The sequence below is a fragment of the Micromonospora sp. WMMA1976 genome, from assembly GCF_027497335.1.
Lineage (GTDB): Bacteria > Actinomycetota > Actinomycetes > Mycobacteriales > Micromonosporaceae > Micromonospora > Micromonospora aurantiaca.
Window position 1 is genome coordinate 669,368 of sequence record NZ_CP114912.1, and the last position, 15,548, is coordinate 684,915.

Below are 15,548 nucleotides of genomic sequence, written 5' to 3' on the forward strand. Positions count from 1 at the left end.
TAGTCGGCGATGTTTAGCTCGGGCTATGGTTGGAGCATGGGTGCGGACGGGAAGCGCTGGTCGGTCCGGGTCACCGGAGAGGTCCGGCACTGGCTGCGCGACCTGCGGGACCACGACCCGGCGTCGTATGAGAGCGTCCGGGTGGCGGTGGACAAGCTGGCCGAGGTGGGGCCGGGGCTAGGTCGCCCGCTCGTGGACACGCTGCGTGGAAGCAGTCTCCGTAATCTGAAGGAGTTGCGGCCCCGCTCCGGTCGGGACGTGGCTATCCGGGTGCTGTTCGTCTTCGATCCCTGGTCGCAGGCGGTCCTTCTGGTCGCCGGCAACAAGGCGGGCAACTGGACCCGCTGGTACCGGCAGCACATTCCGGCGGCGGAGGTTGCCTACAAGGCTTGGCTCGACAGCGAGCGCGAGCGAAGGGGGGAGTCGTGACGGAGTTCTATCACTGGGACGAGGTCCGCGCCGAACTCGGCGGTGACGACGAGGCGTACGAGGCGGAGCGCGCCCGGACCGACGCGTGGGTGAGCGCGTTCCACCTGGCCGAGGAGCGCAAGCGGCTGGGGCTCACCCAGCGGCAGGTAGCCGAGATCATGGGGGTCACGCCGGGCCGGGTCAGCCAGATCGAGAACGGCGACCTCGACGTCAACGAGGTGGCCACGCTGAGCCGGTACGCCAACGCCCTCGGCGCCCGGCTGCGGATCATCTTCGACTACGGCGACGACCTCCGGCAGATCGCCTGACCGGAGGCCGCCGACGCGGTCAGGGGTGGGCGCAGCGGGGGCGCAGGCGTACGGGCTCGGTGGTTTCGGTAATCGAGTTGGGCTCGATCACCAGGCGGGCGATCGTCGTTGCCCGGCCGGGACGGAATCTGCCCTGGTCGGCGGGGATGGTTGCGGTCCAGGTGCCGGCGGTGCGCTCGTCGGTGCACGCGCCGATCACGCCGAATCCGAAGCCGGTGACCGAGCCGCGCCGGACCCGCTGGTCGAGGTGCACCTCGATGTACGCGAGGCCGCGCTCCGCGCCGCAGTCGAACCGGCCACCGACGGTGGCGGTGTGCGCCCGCGCGTCGGCCGTGCCGAACCAGTTGACGGAGATGCTGGGGGAGGCCGCCGGGGCGGCGACGGCGGCGCCGGGTGCGAGCCCGAGCGTGGCGGCGGTGGCCAGGGCGGTGAGGCCGGCGGCGAGCACTGGCTGTCGGACCGGGTGCATGGGCGGTCTCCTGTCGGGCGGTGGCGGACGCGACCCGGTAGCGACTCGAGCGGTGGTGGGACGCGTACTCCGAAGTGGACGGCGTCAGCATCCCACCGCCGCGATGCCCGCGAGCTGCAAGATCTCGGACAGATCAGCGGTTCAGGTGGGACCGGATGAGGAAGCGGACGCCCTCCGGCGCCTCCAGGGAGAAGCCGCTGCCCCGGCCGGGCACCACGTCGACAGTGAGCCGGGTGTGCCGCCACAGCTCCCACTGGGCCTTCGACATCCAGAACTCCACCGGCTCGGGCACGCCGTCGACAGCCAGCGAGGCGAGCAGCACGTCCGAGCCGCCGGTGCGGAACTCACCGGCCGGGTAGCACATCGGGGCGCTGCCGTCGCAGCAGCCGCCGGACTGGTGGAACATGAGTGGGCCGTGCTGCCCCCGCAGCGACCGGATCAGGTCGGCCGCCGCGGAGGTCACTGTCACGGTGTCACCCATCAGAAGAAGCCCAGCTTCTTCGGCGAGTAGCTGACCAGGAGGTTCTTGGTCTGCTGGTAGTGCTCCAGCATCATCTTGTGGTTCTCCCGGCCGATGCCGGACTGCTTGTAGCCGCCGAACGCCGCGTGCGCCGGGTAGGCGTGGTAGCAGTTCGTCCACACCCGGCCGGCCTGGATCGCCCGCCCGGCCCGGTACGCGGTGTTCAGGTCCCGGGTCCACACGCCCGCGCCGAGCCCGTACAGCGTGTCGTTGGCGATCTTCACGGCGTCGTCCAGGTCGGCGAAGGAGGTCACCGACACGACCGGGCCGAAGATCTCCTCCTGGAAGATCCGCATCGAGTTGTCGCCCTCGAAGATGGTCGGCTGGACGTAGTAGCCGCCGGAGAGTTCGCCGCCGAGGTCCGACCGCTCACCGCCGGTGAGGACGCGAGCGCCCTCCTGCCGGCCGATGTCCAGGTAGGACAAGATCTTCTCGAGCTGGTCGTTGGAGGCCTGCGCGCCGACCATCGTGTCGGTGTCCAGCGGGTGCCCCTGCTTGACCGCCTTCGTCCGCTCGACGGCGGCGGCGAGGAAGTCCGAGTAGTGGCCCTGCTGGATGAGCGCCCGGGACGGGCAGGTGCACACCTCGCCCTGATTGAGCGCGAACATGGTGAAGCCTTCCAGGGCCTTGTCCAGGAAGTCGTCGGAGGCGGCGCTGACGTCGTCGAAGAAGATGTTCGGGCTCTTGCCGCCCAGCTCCAGCGTGACCGGCTTGATGTTCTCGCTGGCGTACTGCATGATCAGCCGCCCGGTGGTGGTCTCGCCGGTGAACGCCACCTTCGCCACCCGCGGCGAGGAGGCCAGCGGCTTGCCCGCCTCGACGCCGAAGCCGTTCACCACGTTGATCACGCCGGGCGGCAGCAGGTCGCCGATCAGCGAGAGCAGGTAGTGGATCGACGCGGGCGTCTGCTCGGCCGGCTTGAGCACCACCGCGTTGCCGGCGGCGAGCGCCGGGGCGAGCTTCCACACCGCCATGAGGATCGGGAAGTTCCACGGGATTATCTGCCCGACCACACCGAGCGGCTCGTGGAAGTGGTAGGCGACCGTGTCGTCGTCGAGTTCGCCGAGCGAGCCCTCCTGCGCCCGGATCGCCCCGGCGAAGTAGCGGAAGTGGTCGATCGCGAGCGGGATGTCGGCGGCGAGCGTCTCGCGTACCGGCTTGCCGTTCTCCCACGTCTCGGCGATCGCCAGGGACTCCAGGTTGTCCTGCATCCGGTCGGCGATCCGGTTGAGGATCAGCGAGCGTTCGGCGACCGAGGTGCGGCCCCACGCGTCGGCCGCGCCGTGCGCCGCGTCGAGCGCCTTCTCCACGTCCTCGGCGGTGCCCCGGGCCACCTCGCAGAAGGTCTGCCCGGTCACCGGGGTCGGGTTCTCGAAGTACTTCCCACCGTGCGGCTTCACGTACTCGCCGCCGATGTAGTGGTCGTAACGGGACTGCCAGTGGGTGGGGGCGTCGTAGCGCGTCATGGGTACCTCCGCCGTCCGTCTGGGGTGGATGGCGGGCAGGCTAGTTTCCGGGACGTTGCAGGAACGTTGCGCGCGGCAGCGCGTACTCCTCGGCGAGCTGACGGGCCCGCGCGAGCGCGAGCGGCCGGCGGGGCGCGCCCGGCGGCAACGCCCGGGCCAGGGCCTGCCACGCGGCCAGGTCGTCGGCCCCGGCCGCCGTCGCGGTCCAGGCCGCGAGCAGCCCCGGGTCGGCGCCGGCCAGCACGGCGGCGCGCAACTGGCCGTCGACCAGGCGGCGCAGCCGCGCCACTCCCGGCGCGTCCGACAGGGGCAGCAGGGGCCCGGGGTACGCGCGCAGCGCCGCCGCCGGATCGCCACGTTCCAGCAGTTCGGTGACGGTACGGAAATCGGCGCGCACGGCCGGCCGCAGCCGGTACGGGCGGGAGTCGAGCAGTTCGTCGCCGAGCACGCGGCGCAGCCGGGACAGTTCGGCGCGCAGTGTGACGGGGTGCCGCCTGTCGTCGCCGTAGAGGTCGAGGCCGAGCTGTTCCCCGGTGCGGCCCTCGGGATGGTCGACGAGTAGTACCAGCAGTTCGCTGTGCCGCCGGCCGAGCCGGATGCGCCGGCCGCCGACGCGCAGCTCCGCCTCGTCCCGGCCGAGCGCCGACACGTACGCCACGTCCGGCGCGGCGGGCGCGGCGCCGGCCAGGAACGCCTCGGCGGCCCGGGCGGTGGCCCGCACCAGGGCGAGGCTCTGCGGGTTGGCCAGGTGGTCCCCGCCGGTGATGTCGACGGCGCCGAGCAGCGCGCCGCTGGCGGGGTCGTGGATCGGCGCGGCGGCGCAGGTCCAGCGCTGCACCGGCCGGACGAAGTGCTCGGTGGCGAAGATCTGCACGCCGTGGTCGACGGCGAGGGCGGTGCCGGGAGCGTTCGTGCCGGCGTGCGCCTCGTCCCAGCGGGCGCCCGGTACGAAGTTCATCCGCTCGGCGTGCCGCAGCACCCCGGGGTGGCCCTCCACCCAGAGCAGCCGCCCGGCGGCGTCGCAGACCGCCATCAGGTGCGCGCCGTCCTGCGCGATGCCGCCGAGCAGGTCGCGGAAGAGCGGCATCACCCGGGCGAGCGGGTGCGCGGCGCGGTAGCTCTTCAGCGCGTCGTCGGCGAGGTCGACCGGCGCGGTGGTCTCCGGGTCGAGCAGCGCGGACCGCTCCCAGGAGCGGGCGACCACCTCTCGGACACCGCCTGTGGTCCCCGCGGTGAGGAACGCCTCGTGGGCGGCACCGATCTGCGCGATCCGCTCCACCGGATCCGCGCCGAACTCCAGGGCGAGCCACGGGTCAGCCACCAGCGCCTCCTTCCACCCATCGTGACCCACCTCACCCCGGAGCGCCAATGCGTGATCCGGGTCACTTGAGCGGTGCTCGCGTCGGCTGCGGACCGGACGAACGGCCCAGACGGCCCTGTGGCGGTTGTCGCAGCACGGCCCGCGTGGAGGATGGCTGCTGCGGACGCTTACGGAACCCTTAACTCCGGCCTGCGAAGGTGTGCCGGACGACGAGGGAAGACACGGGGGAGCGCAACGGTGCGGGTGCTGGTGGCGGACGACGAGCGGCTCTTGGCGGACACGGTCGCCGAGGGGTTGCGACGGTTCTCCATGGCTGTCGACGTCTGCTACGACGGGGACGGCGCGCTGGAACGGATCGGGGTGAACCGGTACGACGTGGCGGTGCTGGACCGGGACATGCCCGGCGCCACCGGCGACGAGGTGTGCCGGAGCCTGGCCGGGTCCGACGCCGGCACCCGTGTGCTGCTGCTCACCGCCGCCGCCGGCATCCGCGACCGGGTCGCCGGCCTCGGGCTGGGCGCCGACGACTACCTGACCAAGCCGTTCGCGTTCGCCGAGCTGGTGGCGCGGGTGCAGGCGCTGGGCCGCCGGTCCACCCCGGCGCTGCCGCCGGTGCTGGAACGGCACGGCGTGGTGCTCGACGTGGCCCGGCACACCGCGACCCGGGACGGCAGCCCGCTCGGGCTGAGCCCGAAGGAGTTCGCCGTCCTGCACGTGCTGATGCGGGCCGGCGGCCGGGTGGTCAGCGCCGAGGAGCTGCTGGAACAGGCGTGGGACGAGTTCGCCGACCCGTTCACCAACGCGGTCCGGGTGACGGTGATGACCCTGCGCAAGAAGCTCGGCCAGCCGTCGGTCATCCACACCGTGCCGAAGGCCGGCTACCGGATCGGCGAGCCGGAATGAGCCCCCGTCGCCGCATCCTGCTGGTCGGGGTGCTCGCCCTGCTGGCCGGGTTCTTCGTGCCCAACATGGTCAAGTCGCTGCTCGAACTGGTGTGGGGGCAGGCCCAGTGGTTCTGCGGCCTGGCCACAATCGGCGCGGTGTGCGAACCGGGCCGCCCGTTCGTCCCGCTGTTGCCGCTGCTGGTCCAACTGCTGGTGCTGGTGGCCGCCGGATTCGCGGTGTGGGGCGCGGCCCGCTGGTGCCTGCGCCCGGTGCGCGACCTGGCCGCCCCGATGGCGAACCTGGGCCCGCAGAACCTCGGTTACCGCATCCGGCATCGCGGCCGGGACGAGCTGGCCGGGCTCGCCCGCGCGATCGACGCGATGCTGGACCGCGTCACCGCCGGATACGAGGGGCAGCGGCGGTTCGCCGCGAACGCCTCGCACGAACTCCGTACGCCGCTCGCGGTGCAACGCACCCTGATCGAGGTCGGCATGGCCCAGTCGCTGACCGGCGAGCAACTGGACCTGCTGACCGCCCAACTGCTCGCCACGAACGAACGCAACGAGCGGCTGATCGAAGGGCTGCTCGCGCTCAGCGAGAGCGACCAGGGCCTACGGTCCTCCACCCCGCAACGCCTCGAACAGATCGTCAGCGGCGTGCTGGCCGCGTACGCCGACCGGGCCGCCGAGGCGGGCGTGACGGTGGAGTCCCGGCTGTCGCCCCGGATCGTGACCGGTGAGCGGGTGCTGCTGGAACGCCTTGTCACGAACCTGGTGGAGAACGGCATCAAGTACAACCGCGAGGGCGGCCGGCTCGTCGTCACTGTCGGCGGCGATCCCGCGCTGACGGTCACCAACAGCGGCCAGAACGTCCCCACCGAGGCGGTCGACGGGCTGTTCGAGCCGTTCCGGCGCCTCGCCCGGGACCGGACCAACCAGGGCGGCGGCGCCGGGCTCGGCCTGGCCATCGCCCGCTCCATCACCCAGGCGCACGGCGGCATCATCGCCGCCCGCTCGGGTGAGGACGGCGGCCTGCGGGTCGACGTCCACCTGCCCCCCGTGGGCTGACCACCACACACACGACTCCGGGAGCCGCCGTCGCGGCGTCCCGCGATGACACCTGCCCGAGGACGGGACCGGCGGCGCCGCCTCCCATCCGCAGACGGCCGGAGAGGAGACCGCAGTGCCGACAGGTACCGAGGGGAACGCGCCGCCCGGCGGTCGGGTGGCCTGGGCCGACGTGGCGAAGGGCGCCTGCATCGTGCTCGTGGTGCTGTGGCACGTCGTCGTCAAGGACTACCTGCGTGTCGACTGGCGGGTCGGCCTGCCGGTGCCGGGTGCGTGGGGGCTGCTCGGCGAGCAGTTGCTGCCGCTACGGATGCCGTTGTTCTTCGCGATCTCCGGCATCTTCGCGGCGAACGCGGTGGCCCGCCCGTGGCGGGTGGCCGGGCGGCCCCGGATCGCCCGGAACCTCTACCTGTACGCGATCTGGCTGCTGATCCACACCGCGCTGCTGGCGCTGGCGCCCGGATTCCCGACCGACCGGGCCACCGACAGCGGTGAACTGCTGGCCCAGCTCACCGTGACGCCCTCGAACCTGTGGTACCTGTACGCGCTGGCGCTCTACTTCGTGATCGCGAAGGCACTGCGCCGGGTCCATCCGGCGGTGCTGCTGACCGCTGCGGGCGCGCTGTCCGCGATGGCCGCCACCGGGCTGCTGGACAGCCCCGGCAACCGGGGGCAGGTCTACCAGAACCTGGTGTTCTTCCTGGCCGGGGTGCACCTGCGGCCGTACCTGACGCGGTGGGCGGACGGCGCGAGCACCCGGCGGCTCGCCGGTACCGGCGCGGCGTACGCGGTCGCGCTGGCCGTCATGGCGTTCGCCGGTGCGCAGAGGTGGCCCGGCGTGTACCTGCTCGTCTCCGTGCTCGCGGTGGCGTTCGGGCTGACCGCCGCCGCCCGGCTGGCCCGGTACCGCCTGGCCGGTCCGGCACTGGCCCGGCTGGGCCGCCGCACCCTCCCCGTCTACGTGATCCACATGCCGGTGCTGGCGCTGCTGGACCGGCTCCTCGCCACACCCGTGGCCGGCCTGCCCGGGCCGGCCCGGGCGCTGCTCGTGACCGTCTACCCGGTCCTGCTCACCGCGCTCGTACTGGCACTGAGCCTCGCCGCGCACCGCGGCCTCACCGCGCTCGGCGCGCGCCGGCTGTTCGACCTGCCGCGCCGCCGCGTCCACTCGAATCCCGAAGGAGAGACCATGCCCCGAACCGACGCGCCGGTGCTGCCGGACCGCACACGTGTCGAGGAGGCCGCCCGCGCGCTGTCCGGCCGGGTGGTGCGTACCCCGGTGCTGCACAGCCCGGCGATCGACCGCCTGGCCGGCACCCGCGTCCTGCTCAAGGCGGAGAACCTCCAGGACGGCGGCTCGTACAAGATGCGCGGCGCGATGCTGGCGGTGGGCCGGCTCGCCGCCGCCGGGCACACCGGTGTGGTCGCGCAGAGCACCGGCAACCACGCGGTAGCGGTCGCGCTCGCCGCCCGCCGGCACGGTGTCGCCGCCACTGTCGTGCTGCCGGTGGACGCCGCGCCGGTCAAGGTGGACCGGGCACGGGCGGCCGGGGCACGGGTGGTGCGGGCCGGCACCACTGTGGAGGAGCGTCTGGCCGTCGCCCGGCGGATCGCCGAGGTGGACGGCCATCCGCTCGTCGACGCGTACGACCACCCGGACGTGGTGGCCGGGCAGGGCAGCGCGAGCCTGGAACTGATCGAGGAGGCGGCGCGGCGCGGCACTCCGCTGGACGCGCTCGTGGTGCCGGTGGGCGGGGGTGGCGGCATCGCCGGGGCCTGCCTGGCCGCGGCCGGAACGCCGATCCAGGTGTACGGCGTGGAGCCGGTCGGGTGCGACTCGCTCGCGCGCAGCCTGGCCGCCGGACGGCCCACACCCGTCGCCCCGGCGCCGAGCCTGGCCGACGGACTCCGTCCCGGCTGCGTCGGTGACCTGCCGTTCGCGGTGGCCCGCAACCGCGTACGCGGGGTGGTCCGGGTCGACGACGACGCGATCGCCGAGGCGTTCCGGCTGCTCCTGCTGGACCTGAAGGTGCTCGTCGAGCCGTCCGGCGCGGCCGCGCTGGCCGGCGCGTTGCGGCTGGGCGAGATGGCGCCCCGGCCGTCGGACGGCGGGCGGCGACCGACGGTCGGCGTGGTGCTGACCGGCGGAAACGTGGAAGCGGAAGTGGTGGCCCGGCTGGCGGGCGCCCGGATGACTGTGGGAGTTGCGGCATGAGGTCGACAGTGCGGATCGGTGTCCTGTTCGGAGGCCCGTCGGCGGAACACGAGGTCTCCTGCGCCTCGGCGCTCGGCGTGGCCCGCGCCCTGGCGCAGCAGGGGCACCGGGTGGTGGCGCTCGGTATCACCCGTACCGGCGGGATCCGGCTGCTGCCCGAGCCGGTGCTCGCGCAGCACCTCGGCACCGTGGCGGCCGGCCGGGCGATCGACGACCGGCTGCCGGTCACCGGCGAGGCGGTGGAGCTGCGGCGCGGGGCAGCCGCCGGCACCGTCGCGGTCGGCGCGGCCGACGCCCCGGCCACTGTGCACGCCGAGCTGGACGTGGTGTTCCCGGTGCTGCACGGCCCGTACGGCGAGGACGGCGTCGTGCAGGGGCTGCTGGAGTCGCTGGGCGTGCCGTACGTCGGGTGCGGCATCCTCGCCTCCGCAGTCGGCATGGACAAGGTGGCGATGAAGCGGGCGCTGCGGGCCGAGGACGTGCCGACCACGCCGTACGTCTGGTTCGACGAGCCGACCTGGCGGGCTGCGGCGGACCCGGAGAAGCTGGTGGTCGGGCTGCGCGGGCCGCTGTTCGTCAAGCCGGCCCGGATGGGCTCCTCGATCGGCATCTCCCGGGTCGCCGACGGCGACGACCTGGTCGCGGCCGTGGAGGAGGCGTTCCGGCACGACCACGTGGTGCTCGTCGAGCAGGGCGTGACCGGCCGGGAACTGGAGTGCGGCGTGCTCGGCGGCTGGCAGCCGGAGGCGTCGGCGGTCGGCGAGGTCCGGGTCGCGGGTGGCTGGTTCGACTACCGGCAGAAGTACTTCGGCGACGCCGACCCGATGATCGTCCCGGCGCTGCTACCCGGCGAGGTCACCGAGCGGATCCGCGAGCTGTCGGTGCGGGCGTTCACCGCGATCGGCGGCTGGGGCCTGGCCCGGGTCGACTTCCTCTACGACGAGGCCACCGGCGACCTGCTCGTCAACGAGCTGAACACGCTGCCCGGCTTCACCGCGCACTCGATGTACCCGAAGGTGTGGGCCGAGTCCGGTGTCGCGTACCCCGAGGTGGTGGACCGGCTCGTCGCGCTCGCCTTCACCCGGCACGCGGCCCGGCCGTCGCGCGAACACCCCGGGGGTACGCCGTGATCCTGCTCTCCGACCCCCGGGTCGCCGCGGTGTCCAGCCGGGACGACGGCGAGCCCCTGGTGGACCTGCGCGACGTGCCCGGGCTGCGGGTGGACGGGCGGGCCGCCGACCCCGCCGGGGCGTACGCCCGGGTGCGGCGCGGGGTCGCGGACCGGTTGCTGGCCGCGCAGCGCGCGCTGCCGGCCGGGCTGTGCCTGCTCGTGGTCGAGGGGTACCGGCCGTACCGGGCGCAGCTGGACATCTTCACCGGCTACCGGGACGAACTGCGCCGGCGTCACCCGGACTGGCCGGCGGACCGGCTGCACCGGGAGACCACCAAGTTCGTCTCGCCGGTCGCTGTGGCCCCGCACAGCACCGGCGGAGCAGTCGACCTCACCCTGTGTGACGCCGACGGGGTGGAGCTGGACATGGGCACCGCGCTCGACGCCACCCCGGAGGAGAGCGCCGACGCCTGCTTCACCGCCGCACGGCACATCCCGGTCAGCGCGTGGCGCAACCGGAACCTGCTGGTGGCGGCGCTGAGTGGCGCGGGACTGGTGAACTACCCGACGGAGTGGTGGCACTGGTCCTACGGCGACAGGTACTGGGCATTGATGACCGGAGCGCCACATACCCGTTACGGTCCGTTGTAGTCAACGTATTCGGGTGAACGGTCCGGCCCTCCCGTCCGTACCACGCGTCGAACGACAGCGACGACGGGAGAGAACGTGAGGGTGCAGCGCAAGCACGTGCTGGCGGCGACTGTGGCGGTGACCGCCACGGTGGCGGTCTCGGTGGGCACCGGACTCGGTTTCGCGGACACCGCGCCGGCCGCGCGATCGGTCTGCGCCGGGTCGGTGACCTTCTCGGCCGAGGGCGGGCCGCCGGCCGCGACCAGCGACAGGTTCCCGGTGGGCACCCGGCTGCGGGTGACGAACTTGGACAACCGCAAGGTGGCCACGGTGACGGTGACCGGGCCGTCCGGGAGCTGCGTGCTGCTGAACGCCGCTGCTATGGACCTGGTACGCGAGCCGGGCAAGAACGTCATCCGCCGCAACGTGGTGGAACGCCTCGACGGCGGCGGCGCCCCGGCACCGGGTGCGCAACCGGGTGAGACCCGCCCGGGCGCGGCGCAGCCGATCGGCGGCAGCGTCTGCTCCGGCGCGCTCACGTTCTTCGCCGAGGGCGGGGCACCCGCCGCCACCAGCGGCCAGTTCCCGCTCGGCACCCGGCTGCGGGTGACGAACCTGGACAACAACAAGGCGGTGACAGTGACCGTCACCGGGCCGTCGGGCAGTTGCGTGCTGCTGAACACGGCGGCCATGGACGCCATCCGGGAACCCGGCAAGAACCTGGTCCGGCGCAACACCGTCGAGCTGATCCGCTGAGTTCCCGGATGGAACACCATGAGCCGGTCCTGGGGGAGATCGGGCTCATGGTGTTCCACGTCCGGGGTCAGCCGAAGGCGGCCGCCAGAATGTCCAGTCCCCGGCTCAGCTCGTCGTCGGAGATGACCAGCGGAGGCAGGAACCGCAGCACGTTGCCGTAGGTGCCGCAGGTCAGCGTGAGCAGCCCGGCCGCGTGGCAGGCGGCCGAGATCGCCGCCGTGGCGGCCGGATCAGGGGTCAGCGTGCCCGGCTGGACGATCTCCACGGCGAGCATCGCGCCGCGGCCGCGTACCTCTGCCACGCGCGGGTCACCGGCGGCGATCGCGCGCAGCCGCTCACCCATCACGGCGCCGATCCGGCGCGCGGCGGCGGCCAGGTCCAGCTCCCGCATCGTCTCGATCGACGCGAGCGCGGCGGCGCAGGCGATCGGGTTGCCGCCGTACGTGCCGCCGAGACCGCCGACGTGCACCGCGTCCATCAGCTCCGCCCGGCCGGTCACCGCCGCCAGCGGCAGGCCGCCCGCGATGCCCTTGGCCAGCGTGACCAGGTCCGGCTCGACGCCCTCGTGCTCGCAGGCGAACCAGTCGCCGGTGCGGCAGAAACCGGTCTGGATCTCGTCGGCGACGAACACCACCCCGGCCGCCGTCGCCCACTCGCGCAACGCCGGCAGGAAACCCTCAGCGGGTACGACGAAGCCGCCCTCGCCCTGGATCGGCTCGATCAGCAGCGCGGCCACGTTCTCCGCGCCCACCTGCTTCTCGATCATCTCGATCGACCGGGCCGCAGCGGTGGCGCCGTCGAGCCCGCCGTCGCGCAGCGGGTACGACATCGGCACCCGGTAGACCTCACCGGCGAACGGCCCGAACCGGTGCTTGTACGGCATGTTCTTCGCGGTCAGCGCCATGGTCAGGTTGGTCCGGCCGTGGTACGCGTGGTCGAACACCACCACCGCCGGTCGCCCGGTGGCGTGCCGGGCGATCTTCACCGCGTTCTCCACCGCCTCGGCGCCGGAGTTGAACAACGCCGAGCGCTTCTCGAAGCCGCCCGGGGTGAGCGCGTTGAGCTGCTCGCAGACCGCCACGTACGACTCGTACGGCGCGACCATGAAGCAGGTGTGGGTGAACCGCTCGACCTGCGCGCGCACCGCCTCGACCACCCGCGGGGCGGAGTTGCCCACGTTGGTGACGGCGATGCCGGCGGCGAAGTCGATCCACTCCCGCCCGTCCACGTCGGTGATCGTGCCGCCGCCCGCCCGGTCCACGTACGCGGGAATGGTGCTGCCCACGCCCCGCGCCACCGCCTCGACCCGGCGCTTGTGCAGCTCATCGCTGGTTGCCATCGCGATCAGCCCTCGATGTTGTGCATGACGTGCTTGACCCGGGTGTAGTCCTCCAGGCTGTAGACCGACAGGTCCTTGCCGTGGCCGGAGTGCTTGAAGCCGCCGTGCGGCATTTCCGAGACGAACGGGATGTGCGTGTTCACCCAGACGCAGCCGAAGTCCAGCCGCCGCGTCATCCGCATGGCCCGGCCGTGGTCGCGCGTCCACACCGAGGCGGACAGGCCGTAGTCCACGCCGTTCGCCCAGCGCACCGCCTCGTCCTCGTCGGAGAAGCGCTGCACGGTGATGACCGGCCCGAACACCTCGTCCTGGATGATCTCGTCGGTCTGGCGTACGCCGGAGACCACTGTCGGGGCGTAGAAGAAGCCGCGCTCACCGACCCGTGACCCGCCGGTGGTGACGTTCGCGTGGTCCGGCAGCCGGTCCACGAAGCCGCTCACCCGGGCGAGCTGGTTGGCGTTGTTCAGCGGACCGTAGAGCACGTCGGCGTCGTCGGGCGCCCCGGTGCGGGTGTTGCGGGCCTGCTCGGTCAGCGCGGCCACGAAGTCCTCGTGGATGCCCGGCCCGGTGAGCACGCGGGTCGCCGCCGTGCAGTCCTGACCGGCGTTGAAGTAGCCGCCCATCGCGATCGCCTCGGCCGCCGCCGCCACGTCCGCGTCGTCGAAGATCACCACCGGGGCCTTGCCGCCCAGCTCCAGGTGCGTCCGCTTCAGGTCCGGCGCCGCCGCGGCGGCGACCTCCATGCCCGCGCGGGTCGAGCCGGTGATCGACACGAGCTGCGGGGTCGGGTGGGACACCAGGGTACGGCCGGTGTCGCGGTCGCCGCAGACCACGTTGAACACGCCCGGGGGCAGGTGCTCGGCGGCGATCTCGGCCAGCAGCAGCGTCGACACCGGCGTGGTGTCCGACGGCTTCAGCACCACCGCGTTACCGGCCGCCAGCGCCGGGGCGATCTTCCAGACCGCCATCATCAGCGGGTAGTTCCAGGGCGTCACCTGGGCGCAGACGCCGATCGGCTCGCGCCGCACGTACGAGGTGTGCCCGGCCATGTACTCACCGGCCGAGCGCCCCTCCAGCAGGCGGGCCGCCCCGGCGAAGAAGCGCAGCTCGTCCACCGCGGGCGGCAGCTCCTCGTCGGCGGTGAGCTGCCGGGGCTTGCCGGTGTTGCGGACCTCCGCGTCGACCAGCTCCGCGGCCCGCGACTCCACCGCGTCGGCGAACTTCAGCAGCGCCCGCTGCCGCTCGGCCGGCGTGGCGTCCCGCCAGGTCTCGAACGCGGCGGAGGCGGCCTTCATCGCCGCGTCCACGTCCGCCGCGCCGGAGACCGGGGCCTGGGCGAAGACCTCGCCGGTGCACGGGTCGATCAGGTCGGCGTAGCCGCCGTCCACCGGGTCGACGTACTCGCCGTTGACGAAGTTGCGCAGCTGCTGCTGGTCGCTCATCAGAAGTCTCCGAGAAGGTGGCCGGGAGGAGGGTCAGCGGAGGTTATCGCAATCTGACTGCCATCTTGGCTACTAAATCCGAGGCAGACAAGGGTTTGAGCAACTGTTTCCGCGTGGGCACCTGTGGTCTAGGCTGCCGGTCGTGGAGCCGAGAGCCTTCTACGTCGCCGGTCGCCCCGTCCACGGCGAGGACGAGCTGACAGTCACCCACCCGTACGACGGACAGCCGGTGGGGCGTACCACGCTCGCCACGGCCGACCAGGTCGAAGCCGCAGTCGCGGGCGCCGCCCGAGTGGCCGCGGAGGCCGCGGCCCTGCCCGCGCACGCCCGCGCGGCCGCCCTGGACCACGTCTCCCGCCGGCTCGCCGAGCGGTCCGACGAGGTCGCCGCGCTGATCACCGCCGAGAACGGCAAGCCGGTCAAATGGGCGAAGGCCGAGGTCGGGCGTGCGGTCTCCACGTTCCGCTGGGCCGCCGAGGAGGCCCGCCGCTTCTCCGGGGAGCTGCAACGACTCGACACCGACCCGGCCGCCACCGGGCGGATCGCCCTGGTCCGGCGCGTGCCGCGCGGCCCGGTGCTCGGCATCACCCCGTTCAACTTCCCGCTCAACCTGGTCGCCCACAAGGTCGCCCCGGCGCTCGCCGTCGGCACCCCGATCGTGGTCAAGCCCGCCCCGGCGACACCGCTCACCGCGCTGCTGCTCGGCGAGATCCTGGCCGAGACCGACCTGCCCGAGGGCATGTTCTCGGTGCTGCCGCTGCCGAACGAGCGCGCCGCCGAACTGGTCACCGACCCGCGGCTGCCGGTGGTGTCGTTCACCGGTTCCGGCCCGGTCGGCGCGGCCATCCGGCGGGCCGCGCCGGACAAGCACGTCACGCTGGAACTCGGTGGCAACGCCGCGGCGGTCATCTGCGAAGACTGGGCGGCGGACGAGGACCTGACCTTCGCCGCGCACCGCATCGCCACGTTCTCCAACTACCAGGCCGGGCAGTCGTGCATCGCGGTGCAGCGGGTCTACGTGCACGAATGGCTCTACGACGGCTTCCTGCCCCGGCTCGTCGCGGCGGTGCAGGCGCTGCGCACCGGCGACCCGCGATCCGAGCTGACCGACGTCGGCCCGCTCGTGTCGGTCGAGGCGGCGCAGCGCGTCGAGACCTGGGTGGACGAGGCGGTCGCCGCCGGTGCGGTCATCGAGACCGGTGGTCGGCGCGAGGGCGCCACCTACCCGCCCACAGTGCTCAGCGGCGTGCCGGCCGACGCGAAGGTGTGCGCCGAAGAGGTGTTCGGACCGGTGCTGGTGGTCGCCCCGGTCGCGAACGACCGGGCCGCGTTCGCCGCCGTCAACGACTCCGCGTACGGGCTCCAGGCCGGCGTCTTCACCCACCGGCTCGACGTGGCGTTCGACGCGGCCCGCACGCTCGAGGTCGGCGGCGTGATCGTCGGGGACGTGCCGTCGTACCGGGCCGACCAGATGCCGTACGGCGGGATGAAGGGCTCCGGCGTCGGGCGGGAGGGGCTGCGCAGCGCGATGGACGACTACACCGAGCCGCGCGTCACGGTGCTGACCGGCGTGGCCCTCTGATCGCCCGC

At 73.0% G+C, this 15,548-nt stretch carries 15 protein-coding genes; 9 read left to right on the forward strand and 6 right to left on the reverse strand.

What is annotated here, in order from left to right; all coding sequences use genetic code 11:
* Positions 1-36: 36 nt before the first annotated feature.
* Complete coding sequence (locus O7546_RS03280; protein WP_186461666.1) at positions 37-429, forward strand: type II toxin-antitoxin system RelE/ParE family toxin; 393 nt, start codon at positions 37-39, stop codon at positions 427-429.
* Positions 426-737, forward strand: coding sequence for a helix-turn-helix domain-containing protein (locus O7546_RS03285; RefSeq protein ID WP_013284175.1), 312 nt, complete (start codon positions 426-428; stop codon positions 735-737). The genes O7546_RS03280 and O7546_RS03285 overlap by 4 nt, the downstream gene beginning before the upstream one ends.
* Positions 738-756: 19 nt before the next feature.
* Here O7546_RS03285 and O7546_RS03290 read toward each other — a convergent pair whose 3' ends face one another.
* The 4 genes from O7546_RS03290 to O7546_RS03305 all read right to left on the reverse strand — a co-directional run bounded on the left by O7546_RS03290 (position 757) and on the right by O7546_RS03305 (position 4,513).
* Positions 757-1,206, reverse strand: a complete 450-nt coding sequence (locus O7546_RS03290) for a hypothetical protein (protein WP_194798492.1) — start codon at positions 1,204-1,206, stop codon at positions 757-759.
* Positions 1,207-1,339: 133 nt separating this feature from the next.
* Positions 1,340-1,687 (reverse strand): DUF779 domain-containing protein, encoded by a 348-nt coding sequence (locus tag O7546_RS03295; RefSeq protein WP_194798491.1) that lies wholly within the window; start codon positions 1,685-1,687, stop codon positions 1,340-1,342.
* Complete coding sequence (gene adh, locus O7546_RS03300) at positions 1,687-3,192, reverse strand: aldehyde dehydrogenase (protein ID WP_194798490.1); 1,506 nt, start codon at positions 3,190-3,192, stop codon at positions 1,687-1,689. Before adh ends, O7546_RS03295 begins: the two co-directional genes overlap by 1 nt.
* Positions 3,193-3,232: 40 nt before the next feature.
* Entirely contained in the window at positions 3,233-4,513 is a 1,281-nt protein-coding gene (locus tag O7546_RS03305; RefSeq protein ID WP_194798489.1) for a transcriptional regulator, read from the reverse strand.
* A 237-nt stretch (positions 4,514-4,750) separates the two neighbouring features.
* On the opposite strand from O7546_RS03305, the gene O7546_RS03310 reads away from it, so the two are divergent.
* The 6 genes from O7546_RS03310 (at position 4,751) to O7546_RS03335 (ending at position 11,177) form a co-directional block, all read left to right on the forward strand.
* On the forward strand, positions 4,751-5,416 hold the full coding sequence (locus tag O7546_RS03310; protein WP_091418650.1) for a response regulator transcription factor: 666 nt from the start codon (positions 4,751-4,753) through the stop codon (positions 5,414-5,416).
* Entirely contained in the window at positions 5,413-6,465 is a 1,053-nt protein-coding gene (locus O7546_RS03315) for a HAMP domain-containing sensor histidine kinase (protein WP_194798488.1), read from the forward strand. The genes O7546_RS03310 and O7546_RS03315 overlap by 4 nt, the downstream gene beginning before the upstream one ends.
* 115 nt (positions 6,466-6,580) lie before the next feature.
* Entirely contained in the window at positions 6,581-8,680 is a 2,100-nt protein-coding gene (locus O7546_RS03320; RefSeq protein WP_281600434.1) for a pyridoxal-phosphate dependent enzyme, read from the forward strand.
* Entirely contained in the window at positions 8,677-9,810 is a 1,134-nt protein-coding gene (locus O7546_RS03325; protein WP_194798486.1) for a D-alanine--D-alanine ligase family protein, read from the forward strand. The genes O7546_RS03320 and O7546_RS03325 overlap by 4 nt, the downstream gene beginning before the upstream one ends.
* Positions 9,807-10,442 carry a M15 family metallopeptidase gene (locus tag O7546_RS03330; protein WP_194798485.1) on the forward strand — a complete coding sequence of 212 codons (636 nt, stop codon included), beginning with the start codon at positions 9,807-9,809 and terminating at the stop codon, positions 10,440-10,442. The genes O7546_RS03325 and O7546_RS03330 overlap by 4 nt, the downstream gene beginning before the upstream one ends.
* Positions 10,443-10,517: 75 nt before the next feature.
* Positions 10,518-11,177, forward strand: coding sequence for a hypothetical protein (locus tag O7546_RS03335; RefSeq protein ID WP_269696165.1), 660 nt, complete (start codon positions 10,518-10,520; stop codon positions 11,175-11,177).
* Between the two features lie 67 nt (positions 11,178-11,244).
* Here O7546_RS03335 and gabT read toward each other — a convergent pair whose 3' ends face one another.
* Entirely contained in the window at positions 11,245-12,516 is a 1,272-nt protein-coding gene (gene gabT / locus O7546_RS03340) for a 4-aminobutyrate--2-oxoglutarate transaminase (RefSeq protein ID WP_281600435.1), read from the reverse strand.
* Positions 12,517-12,521: 5 nt separating this feature from the next.
* Entirely contained in the window at positions 12,522-13,958 is a 1,437-nt protein-coding gene (locus tag O7546_RS03345) for a gamma-aminobutyraldehyde dehydrogenase (protein ID WP_194798482.1), read from the reverse strand.
* Between the two features lie 142 nt (positions 13,959-14,100).
* On the opposite strand from O7546_RS03345, the gene O7546_RS03350 reads away from it, so the two are divergent.
* Positions 14,101-15,540, forward strand: coding sequence for an aldehyde dehydrogenase family protein (locus tag O7546_RS03350; RefSeq protein ID WP_194798481.1), 1,440 nt, complete (start codon positions 14,101-14,103; stop codon positions 15,538-15,540).
* The last annotated feature ends 8 nt before the right edge of the window (positions 15,541-15,548 follow it).

What these genes read in the sequence shown, in the direction of transcription:
- O7546_RS03280 (WP_186461666.1), top strand. Translation starts at nt 37, where the DNA reads ATGGGTGCGGACGGGAAGCGCTGGTCGGTCCGGGTCACCGGAGAGGTC.
- O7546_RS03290 (WP_194798492.1), bottom strand. Translation starts at nt 1,206, where the DNA reads ATGCACCCGGTCCGACAGCCAGTGCTCGCCGCCGGCCTCACCGCCCTG.
- O7546_RS03295 (WP_194798491.1), bottom strand. Translation starts at nt 1,687, where the DNA reads ATGGGTGACACCGTGACAGTGACCTCCGCGGCGGCCGACCTGATCCGG.
- adh (WP_194798490.1), bottom strand. Translation starts at nt 3,192, where the DNA reads ATGACGCGCTACGACGCCCCCACCCACTGGCAGTCCCGTTACGACCAC.
- O7546_RS03315 (WP_194798488.1), top strand. Translation starts at nt 5,413, where the DNA reads ATGAGCCCCCGTCGCCGCATCCTGCTGGTCGGGGTGCTCGCCCTGCTG.
- O7546_RS03325 (WP_194798486.1), top strand. Translation starts at nt 8,677, where the DNA reads ATGAGGTCGACAGTGCGGATCGGTGTCCTGTTCGGAGGCCCGTCGGCG.
- gabT (WP_281600435.1), bottom strand. Translation starts at nt 12,516, where the DNA reads ATGGCAACCAGCGATGAGCTGCACAAGCGCCGGGTCGAGGCGGTGGCG.
- O7546_RS03345 (WP_194798482.1), bottom strand. Translation starts at nt 13,958, where the DNA reads ATGAGCGACCAGCAGCAGCTGCGCAACTTCGTCAACGGCGAGTACGTC.